This is a genomic window from Acidisphaera sp. L21, from assembly GCF_009765685.1.
Taxonomy (GTDB): domain Bacteria; phylum Pseudomonadota; class Alphaproteobacteria; order Acetobacterales; family Acetobacteraceae; genus LMUY01.
In genome coordinates this window covers 1-13,350 of sequence record NZ_LMUY01000131.1, presented here as the reverse complement: position 1 = coordinate 13,350, position 13,350 = coordinate 1, and the positions used below count along the sequence as shown (strand labels likewise).

Genomic DNA, 13,350 nt, shown 5'->3' with positions numbered 1-13,350 from the left:
CGTCAGACGATCCGGAACAATGGCTGGCCGGACTCAACCTCCTGTCCGGATTCGACCAAGATCGCCTGCACAACGCCGTCCGTCTCGGCCCGCAACTCGGTGAATGCCTTCATCGCCTCCACCGTGCACAGGCTTTGTCCGGCGCGGATGGCTTGGCCCGGCTGCACGAAGGGCGGCGCGTTGGGGCTGGGTCGCAAATGCACCACGCCATACAGCGGCGAGCAGAACTCCCCCGGCGGGGCGGCCGGTGGCGGCGCGTCGGGAAGCGCAGGCGGCCGCGGTGGCAGCGCGACGGCAGGGGCAGCAATAGCGCAGCCGGCCTTGACCAGCCGCAAGGTCGCACCGTCCTGGCTGTATTCCAACTCGGCTAGATCCGAGGCTTCCAGCGCATCGATGAGCGCTTTGATTGTGATGCGGTCCATGCATCCTGCGTATCGAAGGATCAGGCGACGCGGAAAGACCGTTTGGGTCTGCCCGGATAACGACGGCTTATGACGGAAGATGGTCCTCTGCCGTTGGCCGCCAGCTTTTGAGGCCCCCTGCCAACTCCATCAACATGGCCTTCACGACCTCCGCCGGCTCGGACAGCGGTAAGTGGTCGGATTGGCAGAGGGTCAGGGGCGCCTCGATCACGGGGTCGACGATGCGGCGGCACCAGGCATGGCGGGGCCCGACCACCTCGCGTGCCATCGAAGCAGGCAAGATCGTCAGGCCCAACCCGTCGGCAATGATAGCGGCCAGGGTTGCAGCGGATTCGATCTCCGCCACGACGCGGGGGACCATGCCAGCCCGAGCGAAATGCTCATCCACCAGCTTGCGGACGATGTTGTAGGGGCGGGGTAGGAACAGTTCCACCCCCGCCAGTTCGGCCAGTCGCACCGGGGCTGCCGTGGCCGATGGGCCGACCAGGAACAACGCCTCGTCCAACAGCGGCAGGAAGCTGAGGCCGTGGATCGCCCGGTTGCCATACAGCACCGCCAGATCCATGCGGCCGTTCATAATCAGCTCGGAGAGCGTCGTTCCGTAATTCTCATTGAGATACAGGGTGATGCCGGGATGCAGCGCGCGAACCTGCCGCAGCAGCGGCAACGCCAACGTTGTCGCTGCTGTGCCAGGCGCCAACCCGACGGAGACGGGGCCGGACACGCCCCGGCTGACCGCGGTCATGTCCAACTGCGCCTGCTCACACTGGCGCAGGATAACTTGGGCGTGGCGATACAGCGCCTTGCCGGCCTCGGTCGGCGTGACGCCGCGTTGCGTGCGTACCAGCAGTTTCTGATGCACCTCACCCTCAAGCGTCGAAATCTGCTGGCTGAGCGCCGGCTGGGCGATGTGCAGCAGGTCCGCGGCCTGGGTCAGGCTGCCAACATCGACAATCTTGGCGAAGTATTTCAGCCGTTTGAAGTTCAAGGCCACGATCCTCCAGGGCCGAGGATGCAAGATGTGTGCTGCTTCCGCCATAAGCGAAGCCTCTTTGGGTAGAGCGAACTCGTCTTGGCCTTTGCAGCCCCCGGCTCCTACGGATGCGGCATGAACGACGGCGAGGATTGTCCCATGGTTCGATCCCACATTGCAGAACGCGTGCGGCGCATCAAACCATCCCCCAGCACGGCGGCTGCCGATCGGGCGAATAATCTGCGGCGCGAGGGCAAGTCCATCGTTAGCCTGGTGGTGGGCGAGCCGGATTTTGACACCCCGTCGCATATCCGCGCCGCCGCGATGGCCGCCATGGAGAAAGGCGCCACACGCTACACGCTGATGGCGGGCACGGTCGAACTGCGCAAAGCGATCGCCGCCAAGCTGGCGCGCGAGAATCGCCTGCAATACGGCTTGAACGAGATCATCGTCACCAGCGGGGCCAAGAGCGCGATCTACAACGCGTTCGCCGTCACGCTGGAGCCAGGAGATGAGGTCATCATCCCCGCACCCTATTGGGTGTCCTACCCAGACATGGTGATCGCCGTCGAAGGCAAGCCGGTGACCATCCCATGTCCGGAAGAGGCCGGGTTCAAACTGACGCCATCGCAACTGGCCGCTGCCATCACGCGGCAGACGCGGTGGCTGCTGATCAACTCGCCCAGCAACCCGACCGGCGCAGCCTATACCGAAGCCGAGTATCGGGCATTAGGCGAGGTGCTGCTGGCGCACCCGCATGTGATGGTCATGTTGGACGACATCTACGAGCACATCCGCTTCGACGGCAAGATGACACCGCATCTGCTGAACGCCGTGCCGGCCTTGCGCGAGCGGGTGCTGGTGATCAACGGCGTGTCCAAGACATACGCGATGACAGGGTGGCGCATCGGCTACGCCGCCGGCCCGGCGGATATCGTCGAAGCTATGAACACCATGCTGTCCCAATCCAGCGGCAATTGTTGTTCGATCAGCCAGGCCGCCGCGGCCGAGGCGCTGAACGGGGATCAAAGCTTCGTCACCGAAAGTCGCGCCGTCTACAAGCAACGCCGCGACGCGGTACTCGCCTGGATCAACGCGATTCCCGGGCTAAGCTGCATTCCGCCGACGGGCGCATTCTACTTGTATGTGAACTGCGGCGGCCTGATCGGTCGTACTACGCCATCGAGTGAGCGCCTGGTCGATGATGGCGACGTGGTGATGTATCTGCTGGACTCTGTGGGCGTGGCCGTCGTTGCGGGCGCGGCCTACGGGCTATCACCGTATTTCCGCCTCTCGACGGCAACGTCGCTCGACATTCTGGAAGATGGGTGTCGCCGGATTGCCAAGGCCGTCGCGGCCCTGACGTAGCTGGGCCTGGGCAGGATTGCCAAGGACCAGGGTAAATTGCGTTCCCGGCGCCGAACGCGGTGTAATCGGCGAGGGGATTAAAATCATGATTCAGTTTGTTGACGCAGGGGTTCTAAAGGTTGGCTACTTGGAGGCTGGAGCACCCGATGGCTGGCCCGTCGTACTGCTTCATGGTTTTCCATATGACAACAACCATGCCTATGACGATGTCGTGCCTGCGCTTGTCGAGAAGGGAGCGCACGTGATTGTCCCCTATCTGCGCGGCGTTGGCCCGACAACATTCCTGTCGCCAGATACGCCCCCTGGCCGACCGAGGGCAGATATCCTGTGCGTGGTTGACGAACCCGGGTAGTGCCACGCTGAGCCACAACACACGTGGCAAGGCTGGGTCGGTGCTCAGAAGGCGGGCCAGCGCATCGCCGATGAGGCCGGCGAGTTCCGGCGGGTCGGCGGACGTCTCGAGGCTCATTTCCGCGAGAATACTGCCGCATACGCTGGTCAGGACCAGCATGCAGGCTTCCGCTTCCACCGAGACGCCGGCAAAACAGCCGACCGCCGTGTCCAGGTCGAGCAGGATTGAGGGCCGCCCAGGCTTGCGCGCATCACGCTCAACACTCGCCTCACGGATCACGCCGCTATCGATCAGTTCACGGCTGAGCACTGCGATGGTCGCGCGGCTGAGACCGAGCAGGTCGGCAAATCCGCCCGGCTGACTGGCCCGGCCTCGATGACGGCTTGGAGGATGGTGCGGGCAGGCCGGATCAGCACAAGCCTTCGATCTTGCCGGAGGTTAAGGTTACTCGGACATAATCTCGGATCTAAATTAATTCAATCGGCTATGTTAGATGCGATAATGTGACCTGGAGTTGCTTCTGATGCGCGCTGTACAGCTTTGCGCCACGATCGACGAACTGGGGACCCGTGCCGCCGCAGCCGGGGCCGCCCCCAACCGCGCCGCCATCGCAGCGCAAGGGAGCGCCCGGATCATTCTTGCGACCGGTGCCAGCCAGTTTGCCACGCTCGCGGCCCTGGTCGACACGATCGACATCGACTGGTCCCGCGTGACGATCTTCCACTTGGACGAATACGCTGGCCTATCGGATGTACATCCGGCCAGCTTTCGGCGTTACCTGCGCAGCCGGTTTCTGGATTTGCTGCCGAACCCACCGCGATTTATCGCCGTGGAGGGCGACGCATTCGACCCGCAGGCAGAGATTGCCCGGTTGGGGGAACTCATCTCGCAGCAGCCGATCGACGTCTGCTTCGCCGGCATTGGCGAGAATTGCCACCTCGCCTTCAACGACCCACCGGCAGACTTCGAGACCGAGGCATCCTACCTATTGGTGACCTTGGACGAGCAATGCCGCCGCCAGCAACTCGGCGAAGGCTGGTTCGCGACCCTGGAGGATGTGCCGCGCCTGGCGATCTCGATGGGAATCCGGCAAATCATGCGTAGCCGCGCAATCGTGTTGTCCGTGCCCGATCTGCGCAAAGCCGAGGCGGTGCTGGCAGCCGTCCAGGGGCCGGTCTCGCCAAATTACCCGGCGTCGATCTTGCAGCAGCACCCCAATACCGTGCTGTTCGTCGACGCGCCCGCGGCGTCACTGCTAAGATGAGATCCGAGGGGCTTGTCGATCTGCAGGTGAACGGCTTCGCGGGCGTGGATTTTAACGCTGGCGCGTTCGCCCCGGCCGACTTGCCGACGGCGTTGGACGCGCTGCTGGCCACCGGGGTCACGTGCCTGCTTCCGACGCTGATCACTGCGGACGAGCCTACGCTCAAAACACGATTTGCGGCACTCGACGCCGCACTCACTGCCAGTGGGGCCGGCTCTGCGATGTGCCCGGGCTACCATCTTGAAGGCCCGTTTCTCAACCCAGCCCAGGGCTACGCGGGTTGCCACGATCCGACCGTGATGATGGCACCGGACTACGATATGATAGCACGGCTGGAATGCTCCCTAGCGCGTCCAATCCTGTTGATCACGATCGCTCCGGAGCTGCCGGGCGCCGGTGCATTCATTCGCCGCGCCCGTGCCGGCGGCAAGCTCGTTGCCATTGGGCATAGCGCAGCCGACTTCGTTGTCACGGAAGATGCCGCAACAGCAGGCGCCAGTCTCGCCACGCATTTGGGGAACGGCCTGCCACAGCTTCTTCCCAAGCTTGCCAACCCGATCATGGCGCAACTCGCCGAAGATCGCCTCGTCGCCTGTTTCATCGCGGATGGGATTCACATCCCGCCGGCCGCGCTTAAAGTGCTCATCCGGGCCGCCGGACCACGCGCGATGTTGGTTACCGACGCCGTGTCTGCGGCGGCGCAACCCGCGGGTTTGTATCCGTTCGCGGGGATGACCGTCGAACGCGGCGCCGACGGCAGCGTTCGCAATCCCGGGCAGATTGGGCTCGCCGGGTCCGCACTCTGCTTGGACGCAGCCATCCGCAACCTTGTCGCCTGGGGCATCGCCACCGCAGCAGAGGCAATCGCCATGGCGTCCACCCGGCCGGCATCAATCCTGGCCCCTGCGCTGGCTGCACACGGCTTGTCTTGCGGGCCTGGCGAGGTGATGTGGTCGGAAGAGCTGTTTCCAGTCGCCGTTCGGCCCGGCTAGAGCAGCAGCAGCGAGAGCGCAGGTTGCAGCGCTGGCCCATTCCTGCCACGAGGCGGTGCCGCGCCCAGGCTTCGAACGCGGCAGGGGTCGAGGGATTGGGAGAACAATGTCAAACCGGCGTCTAAACACAATCGAAGATCTTCGCGTCCTTGCCAAAGCCCGCGTCCCGCGCATGTTCTACGATTACGCCGATTCCGGATCCTGGACGGAAGGCACCTACCGCGCCAATTCCGCGGATTTTCAGGACATCAAGCTTCGCCAGCGCGTCGCCGTTGACATGACGGACCGGTCGCTGGCCAGCACCATGGTCGGCCAGCCAGTCGCGATGCCGCTGGCGTTGGCACCAACCGGCCTCACCGGCATGCAGCACGCGGATGGGGAGATCCTTGCGGCCCGGGCCGCGGCCAAGGCGGGGGTCCCGTTCACGCTTTCCACCATGAGCATCTGCTCGATCGAGGACGTCGCCGAGAATACGGACCAGGCTTTCTGGTTCCAGCTCTACGTCATGCGCGATCGCGACTTCATCAATCGCCTGATCGATCGTGCCAAGGCCGCCGGGTGCTCGGCGCTGGTTCTCACGTTGGACCTGCAGATCCTGGGGCAGCGGCATAAAGACATCCGCAACGGCCTCAGCACGCCGCCGAAGCCCACTTTGGCCAACTTGATCAACCTTGCGACCAAGCCGCGCTGGTGTTGGAACATGCTTCACACCAAGCGTCGGTCCTTCGGAAACATCAACGGCCACGTCCATGGTGTTGCGGATATGAGTTCACTGTCATCCTGGACGGCCACCCAGTTCGACCCTCGCCTGAGTTGGGACGACGTGCAACGCTTTCAGGATCGCTGGGGTGGCAAACTCATCCTCAAGGGAATTTTGGACCCCGAGGACGCGGAGATGGCGGCAAAGACCGGCGCCGATGCACTGATCGTCTCCAACCACGGCGGGCGGCAATTGGACGGCGCCATGTCGTCGATCGCGGCGCTGCCCGGCATCGTCGATGCTGTGGGATCCCGGATAGAGGTGCTGATGGATGGCGGCATCCGATCGGGCCAGGACGTCATCAAGGCACTAGCCTTGGGCGCAAAGGGCGTCTTCATCGGGCGCGCCTTCCTTTACGGTCTCGGGGCGCTTGGTGAGGAGGGCGTCACTCTCGCACTCGACATCATCCGCAGGGAACTCGACACGACGATGGCCCTTTGCGGGCTGCGCAACATTGAGGATGTTGATCAGAAAATATTAGTACCGATCAAAGCGGTGATCGACGAAGTGACGCGTTCCTGACCACATTCTCGGACGCAGGACTCAGGACGCACGTGACCGCGGAGTAGGGGGGAGGATCGCGATGTCCGCCGAGGCCACGACGATACCGGTCAGAATCCGCACCCTGGAGGGGCCAGTCAGCCAATTGCGGCTGCTGCGCACTGTGTTGCGAAACCCGTTGGAAGCGATGCCGGCAAGCGTGTTCTCGCAGCCAATCGCGCGGCGGCGGTTCATGCGGCGGGACCTGCTCTATAGCTGTGATCCGGAGCTGATCCGGCAGGTGCTGGTCGAACAGGAGGCCTCGTTCGTGAAGGCCGACGCCATGCGCCGAGCTCTTGTGCCGGCCCTTGGACAAGGCCTGTTGACGGCGGAAGGCGCGCATTGGCGGTGGCAGCGCCGGGCTGCTGCACCGATTTTTCGGCATGACCGATTGCTTGGGTTCGTCCCGGCGATGATTCAGGCAGCGCAAGCCACTGTGCAGCGCTGGACCGCCCCCGAAGCGCGATCGACCAGGGTCGACATGCTGCACGAGATGATGCAGACGACGTACAACGTCATTGTGGAAACCATGCTGTCCGGCGCCCCCGGACTGGACCAGGGCAGGATAGAGCGCGGGGTCGCCGAGTATCTGGAGGCCACGCCATGGGCCGTGATGACCAGCCTATTCGGGATACCCGGTTGGGTGCCACACCCGAAGAAACGCCAGGGTCGCGCCGCGCGGGATTATGTGCGGGAAGCATTGATCGGCATCGTACAGCGCCGCCGACAGACCGGATCTGACACTTCGGCAAACAAGGCGGTGCAAGGCGACCTGCTGGCATTGCTGCTGCAGGCGCAGGACCCGGAAACCGGCCAAGTCATGAACGACCGCGAACTAGCCGATAACCTACTGACCTTCATCGTCGCCGGACACGAGACGACAGCACTGACGCTAAGCTGGAGCTTCTATTTGCTGGCCCGACATCCCAAAATTGAGGCGCTCGTGCTGGCCGAGATCGCTCAGGTGACAGGAGGTGACGCGCTGCGTCCGGACCACGTGCCGGAACTGGCCTACACGAGGCAGGTCATTCAAGAAACCATGCGGCTGTATCCCCCTGCGGCCCTCGTCACACGCATGGCGGCGACGGACGTGCAGTTGGGCTCGCTGACGGTGGCTGCCGGCACACCGACCTACGTGCCCGTCTACGCTGTGCATCGACACCTGTCGCTATGGGACAACCCCGACGCGTTCGACCCGGAACGGTTCCGTCCCGAGGCCGTGAAGGCCCGGCATCGTTATGCCTATCTGCCCTTCGGCGCCGGGCCACGCATCTGCATCGGTGCTTCCTTCGCCATGCTTGAGGCCGTTGCGATCCTGACAACGGTGCTACGATCGGTGCGGCCATCGCTCCCGCCGGGTTTCGAGCCATCCCCGCGGCTGCGCATTACTCTGAGGCCGCATGGTGGGTTACCCATGCAACTTACACCTCGGCCGGGCGCCGCGTAGCTTCTGCCTAACGCTGACACTACTTGGATAGGGCCGCGTCTCCATGGATCGTGGCACAACCCCAGCCCTTCTAGGCCGCGACCAAGGCCCCCAGCCCACGTAGATCGCCACGCAACAGATCTCGTTCCACCGACCGCAAATCCGCGCCGCTCTGCACCGCCCGTGTGAAATCTCGCGCCGTGCGTGGCGGCCCGACATAGACCGCACCAACGATCACGCCCTGGCGCAGGATGATCCGCCACCAGGCCGCGTCGTCCGGCAATGCGGTATATTCCTCATCACCGGGCTCCGCGACGACCCGGCCATAGCTGCGCAGATCGATGCCGTCGCATTTCAACTGCATGACGATCCGGGGCGACTGATAGGGCACCGGCTCACCCATGATCGCGGCCACCGCCGTTGCCGCCTGCGCCACGCCGACGGGCCAGAGCCCACCCGGGCCGCCCGGCGCCTGCGCCACGTCACCGATCGCATAGATATCCGGGTCCGAACTGCGCATGAATTTGTCGACCTTCACGCCGCGGCCGATCTCCAGCCCGGCGGTCGAGGCCAGATGCGTGTTGGCGCTGACGCCCAGGCAGGCGACGAACAGATCGGCCCGCACCCGCGGCCCATGCGACAGCCATGCCGCGCGCATGACGCCATCCGCCCCGTCCCAGCGATCAACGTTCACGTTGGTGACCACGCGAATACCGATGCCCTCCAGATACGCCGCGAGCCTGGCTGAGCCTTCGTGATCGAGCTGCCCGTTCATCAGCCGGTCGCCACGCTGCTGGATCGTCACCTGCAGCCCGAGGTGGTGCAGCGCGTCGGCCGCCTCCACACCCAGCACACCGCCGCCGATCACCAGCGCCCGCCTGGCACCCGTCTCCTGCACGAAGCCACGCAGTGCCTGCCCATCCTCGGCCGAGCGCAGCACGAAGGCATTGCGATGCTCAAGGAAATCCGGTGTCGGCACCGCACCGCGCGCACCGGTAGCGAGGATCAGCCTGTCATACTCCAGCACCTCGCCAGTCGCGAGTTGCACCGTGTGCGCCGCCGGGTCGACAGTCCGGGCGACCGTGTTGCGCCAAACCTCGACCCGGTTCTCGGTAAACCAGGCATCCGTCATCAAATGCAGCCCGTCCATGCCGGTGCGGCCGTAAATCAGGCGGCCGATTGCCATGCGGTTGTAGAAATGCAGCGACTCGTTGGTCACCACCTGGATGTCGACGGACGGGCTGGACCGACGGAGTTGCTCGGCGGCACTCATACCAGCCACACCGTTGCCGACGATCACCACACGCTTGATCCCGACGCGCTCGGCCAAGTCGATCGTGGCGACGGCGGCGACTTTGCGCGTGCCCTCGCCGGCGGAGGTCGGGTCGCGGTCGATCGTCACCGGCCCCTTCACCGTGCACATGCAGGCCAGCCGCGCCTTGCCCTCCAGCCCGAGGCGCCGCAGCGTCGCCGCCTCGTCATCGCTGATCGGGGACAGGTTCTGCGCGCCCTCGCAGATCACCACCGGGTCGGCGCCGCACATGCCGGCCCGGCAGCCGAAATTTATTTTCAACCCAGCTCGCTCGATCGCGTCCAGCAAGGTGGCGCCTTTGGCGACGGGGAAAGCCACGCCGCTCTCGCGGTCCATCACCTCGGGGCCGCCGGCAACGGTCTTTGCCCCGGTGGCGGCTGGTGCTGCTGGCGCGTGGGAGGCGGATTTGAACACGCCCTCGCTGACTAGGCCGCTGCCAAGTAGTGCCACCCCTGCCACGACGCCCAGGTAGTGCGACGCCTCCCGGACGGCATCCGGCAGCGGCGCGTCGAGCAACCAGCCAACGGTCGATACGATGGTCGGGCCGGAGAACCAGTAGAACCCGCCGATCGCCACCGCCGCGAAGACCAGCGCAACGTGGAACGGGCCCACTGGAAGGAAGCTGGTGAGCAACTGGTATAGCCCGGCCGAAGCACAGCAGGCAGCCAGGATGATCACCAGATGCAGCGGCTCGCCATAGGCCGGGCTCGGCCCTTGCATGAAATAGCCCAGGATCAGCCCGGGTAGCAGGCCGTAGAACAGCTGGCGCTGGGCGGCATAGCGCGGGTCGGCGTCATCCATGTCGGCGAAGGCAGCGCCGCGCGGATTGAAGTCGTAGCAGTTCTTCTGGCACCCGAGACAGGGCGCGCAATAGCCATTGCGCACCACCACCAGCGGCGCCAACCCGTAAACGCGCTGGATAGGGCCCAGTGGACAGAACGTGCCGCACCAGCCGCTGCGCCCCTTCAGCATCAGCCCGCCGACGAAGGCGACCACCAGCGACAGGATGATCAGCCCGGCCGTCGCCAGGCCGCTGCTGTTCAGCAGCGGCGCGCGCAGCACCACGGCGCCGACGAACATGACCACCGCCATGGCAAAGGCCATGCTGCGCAGGGTGGCCGGCATCTCGCCACCACGGGTGAAGCCGCCGGCCCGCGGCAACTGGTTCAGGAACGCCATGGGGCAGACCTGCCGCCACAGACCGGGCATCACCACCAGCACGACCGGCAGTGCCGGTACGATCAGCCCCCACCAGAGCCGCAGGCCGAACGCTGGCATCGCCACCAGCAGCGCTGCCAGCCCGAGTGTTCCCACCAGGACGAGTAGCCGCAAGCCGATCCAGAACCAGGTCGGCAGCAGCGGTGTGCGTTTGGTGTAATTGGCAAAAAAGCGGGCGGGGTCGATGGCCAACACGCTATGTCCTTCCGTGTCGGTCTAGGCGGCGAGATGGGCTTGGTGCAGCTTCTCGGCCGCAAAGCCGGCTAGGTCGCGCAGCAGCGTCAGCGCCACGGCTGGCGTCCAGGATGCCAATTGGTCCAACCCGGCACGCGGCAGTAGCAGCAGCGTCGCGGCGGAGACCGCAGTGGCGCCCAACACACTTGGCCCGGCGGTGAGGAAGCCAGCGACGCCGAAGGCACTACCCGGGCCCACTGCTTCCGGCGCTGCCCCGCCGGCATCCAGCGCAACCTGGCCCTCGACAACGATATGCAGCGCGTCGGATACCTCGCCGGCCGCTATTATCTGACCACCCGGCGCATATCGGCGCTCGGCAGCGTAACGACGAATGCCCTCCCACTCATCCTCGGTCAGGCTCCAGGAAACGGGCTTGGGTCCGGCGGGAACGGCATCCCCGGCTCCGCTGTAATCGAAGAGTCGCAACGTGATGTCCTTGCTGACGGGACGCTGATTGAGGCGCTTTCCGGAACGACCCTACGCTCGCACATCACGAAGACACAACTTGAAACCATATCGAAATGTCTTACGGTGCCGGGGCTGCTTCCAAACGAGGGCATCGCATGTCGTTGCGGCTTATGCTGACCCAGCCACCGGCGCTGCCAGCCGATCTGGCCGCGGCGATGGTTTTTGGCGAGCGCCAGGTCCTGCGCATCGGGCGGCAGGCGGTTCTCGATTGGGTGCTGCCGGATCCGACCTTGGCCGTGTCGGGACAGCATTGCGAGATCCGGCGCGACCCGCTCGGCTACACGCTCTATGACTTGTCGACCAACGGCACCTTCCTAAACGGCGAAACCAAACGCGTCGGCGAGGCCCGATCGCTGGCAAATGGCGATCGCATCGCGGTCGGCCCCTATGTGATGACGGTCGAATTAGCCGCGGTGGAGGGCGATGCCGACGAGACGGTGATCATTTCCGCGGGCAGACCCTCCCGCAGTCTCGTCATTCGCGTGGTCGATGGGCCAACCGGTGTGTCGGCTAGCCCGATTGAGGCAATCTTGGGCAGCGAGGGCACCCTGGTGATCGGGCGGGACACCAAGGCCGGCTTGGTGCTACCGGACACAACTGCGCTCGTGTCGCGCCGGCATTGTGAAATTCGCGTCGAGAACGGGGCGTATCTGCTGTATGAAGTGTCGACCAATGGCACATTCCGTGCCGAGGGTGGCGAGCGTGTCCCGTCGGGTATGACGCTGGGGGACGGCGACCGGCTGCGGATTGGCGGCTTCGTATTGCAGGTCGCGATTGCCGGTGTGGCCGCGAAAATCGCCGGTGACGCTGCTGTAGAGCAGAGCCCGGTCGCTTCCACAGCTGTGCTCCCGCGACGCGGGGCAGAGCCGGGCACCGTGATGCCGCCAGCGATCCCGTCAAGCGGCATGCATGTCTCGGCCGGCGCTGCCCATGATCTGCCGGAATTGACCGCAATTATCCGGCCCCCTGTTGCGACGGCACCTCGGACAGCCCCAGTTGCAGCGGCCGCTGCGCCGCCGGCAGCGACCCCAGCTACCGTGGTCCCAACAGGCGGGGTGGTTGATAGAGTAGCCAAGGCACTGGGCCTGTCCGCCTTCGAAATCGGCGAAACCGACCCTGCCGCGTTGGCAGAGCAACTGGCGACGATCGTCGCAGTCTCGGTGTCGGAATTGAAGCCCCTACTCGCCGCAACCCAGCGGCGTCAAGGTTCGACGCAGGTAGCCAATCCGATCGACGCGCTACCCAATGCCGAAGAGGCAATCCGGATCATGTTCGGCCCCCCGCGCCGCAGCTACCTGGACGCGCGGCGGGCGGTGAAAGAGTGCTTTGTCGCCTTGCGGGAGGAGCAAAACCGCGCGCCGGCCGCGATGCGTGATGCTGCCGCTGCGTTCGCCGACACGCTGTCCCCGGACGCTGTGGAGCAGTCAGTTGGTAACAGCGGCGTGCTCGGCAAGCTGGTCGGGAAGCGGAAGACGAAGCTTTGGGACCGCTACATAGAGCGATGGGCGAGTCTTACCGGGGGCAAGCCAGACGGTGCCGCCGAGACGTTCAAGCGCCTTTTCGCAGAGAAGCTAGGCGGCGGCTGAGCGACGCGGGCGTTTCATCGTAGCACGCAGCGAGGCCGGCGGCGGCTTCGAACGCCGCCGGATGATTAGGCCGCGGAGGGCCTTGGGCAAGCCGTCTCCGGATACTCTTCCGCAGCGACCGGAAATGGGCTGTCGGACAACATTAGCCGAATGAGTTCCATCATCTCTGCGACGTGGTCGTTCTGGTTGGTGGGCGGAATATTGTCATTCATGCAAATCAAGATACACGCTAAAGTTTTCGGTCTAATTAATTAGACCCCCTGCGTGTCGAGAATTCTTCTTCCGGGCACGGCTCGTGTTCGCGCAGGGGAGCGCGGTCAGTCGGCTCAAGATGAACTGACTTCATTAACTTATTCACGCTATCGCTTAATAGGCTAACTATCTCGGCACAAAAATGCTGCCATTCAACGTTGCCGGCGGACTCACCCTGTCATC

11 protein-coding genes are annotated in these 13,350 nt (G+C 64.5%); 6 read left to right on the top strand and 5 right to left on the bottom strand.

Going from position 1 to position 13,350, the window contains the following annotated elements:
• Positions 1–2 precede the first annotated feature (2 nt).
• Positions 3–422 (bottom strand): acetyl-CoA carboxylase biotin carboxyl carrier protein subunit, encoded by a 420-nt coding sequence (locus GSQ76_RS24190; RefSeq protein WP_158746667.1) that lies wholly within the window; start codon positions 420–422, stop codon positions 3–5.
• A gap of 67 nt (positions 423–489) precedes the next feature.
• Positions 490–1,410, bottom strand: a complete 921-nt coding sequence (nac, locus tag GSQ76_RS24185; protein WP_216851273.1) for a nitrogen assimilation transcriptional regulator NAC — start codon at positions 1,408–1,410, stop codon at positions 490–492.
• A 144-nt stretch (positions 1,411–1,554) separates the two neighbouring features.
• Between nac and GSQ76_RS24180 the strand changes: the two genes are divergently transcribed.
• On the top strand, positions 1,555–2,763 hold the full coding sequence (locus GSQ76_RS24180; RefSeq protein ID WP_158746665.1) for an aspartate transaminase: 1,209 nt from the start codon (positions 1,555–1,557) through the stop codon (positions 2,761–2,763).
• A 112-nt stretch (positions 2,764–2,875) separates the two neighbouring features.
• Here the strand turns inward: GSQ76_RS24180 and GSQ76_RS24175 are convergent, their stop codons facing one another.
• On the bottom strand, positions 2,876–3,424 hold the full coding sequence (locus tag GSQ76_RS24175; RefSeq protein WP_158746664.1) for a hypothetical protein: 549 nt from the start codon (positions 3,422–3,424) through the stop codon (positions 2,876–2,878).
• A gap of 214 nt (positions 3,425–3,638) precedes the next feature.
• Here GSQ76_RS24175 and GSQ76_RS24170 point away from each other — a divergent pair, with 214 nt between their 5' ends.
• From GSQ76_RS24170 to GSQ76_RS24155, 4 genes are all read left to right on the top strand, one after another.
• Complete coding sequence (locus tag GSQ76_RS24170; RefSeq protein ID WP_158746663.1) at positions 3,639–4,379, top strand: glucosamine-6-phosphate deaminase; 741 nt, start codon at positions 3,639–3,641, stop codon at positions 4,377–4,379.
• Complete coding sequence (locus tag GSQ76_RS24165; RefSeq protein ID WP_158746662.1) at positions 4,376–5,371, top strand: N-acetylglucosamine-6-phosphate deacetylase; 996 nt, start codon at positions 4,376–4,378, stop codon at positions 5,369–5,371. The genes GSQ76_RS24170 and GSQ76_RS24165 overlap by 4 nt, the downstream gene beginning before the upstream one ends.
• A 106-nt stretch (positions 5,372–5,477) precedes the next feature.
• Positions 5,478–6,653 (top strand): alpha-hydroxy acid oxidase, encoded by a 1,176-nt coding sequence (locus GSQ76_RS24160; RefSeq protein ID WP_158746661.1) that lies wholly within the window; start codon positions 5,478–5,480, stop codon positions 6,651–6,653.
• A 61-nt stretch (positions 6,654–6,714) separates the two neighbouring features.
• The gene (locus GSQ76_RS24155; RefSeq protein WP_158746660.1) at positions 6,715–8,118 is read left to right on the top strand and encodes a cytochrome P450; all 1,404 of its coding nucleotides are present in this window, start codon (positions 6,715–6,717) and stop codon (positions 8,116–8,118) included.
• Between the two features lie 70 nt (positions 8,119–8,188).
• Here GSQ76_RS24155 and GSQ76_RS24150 read toward each other — a convergent pair whose 3' ends face one another.
• Positions 8,189–10,822 (bottom strand): FAD-dependent oxidoreductase, encoded by a 2,634-nt coding sequence (locus GSQ76_RS24150; RefSeq protein ID WP_158746659.1) that lies wholly within the window; start codon positions 10,820–10,822, stop codon positions 8,189–8,191.
• Between the two features lie 21 nt (positions 10,823–10,843).
• Positions 10,844–11,287, bottom strand: a complete 444-nt coding sequence (locus tag GSQ76_RS24145; RefSeq protein ID WP_158746658.1) for a Crp/Fnr family transcriptional regulator — start codon at positions 11,285–11,287, stop codon at positions 10,844–10,846.
• Positions 11,288–11,424: 137 nt separating this feature from the next.
• Here GSQ76_RS24145 and GSQ76_RS24140 point away from each other — a divergent pair, with 137 nt between their 5' ends.
• A complete protein-coding gene (locus GSQ76_RS24140; RefSeq protein WP_158746657.1) occupies positions 11,425–12,915 on the top strand; it encodes an FHA domain-containing protein in 1,491 nt (496 codons plus the stop codon).
• Positions 12,916–13,350 lie beyond the last annotated feature (435 nt).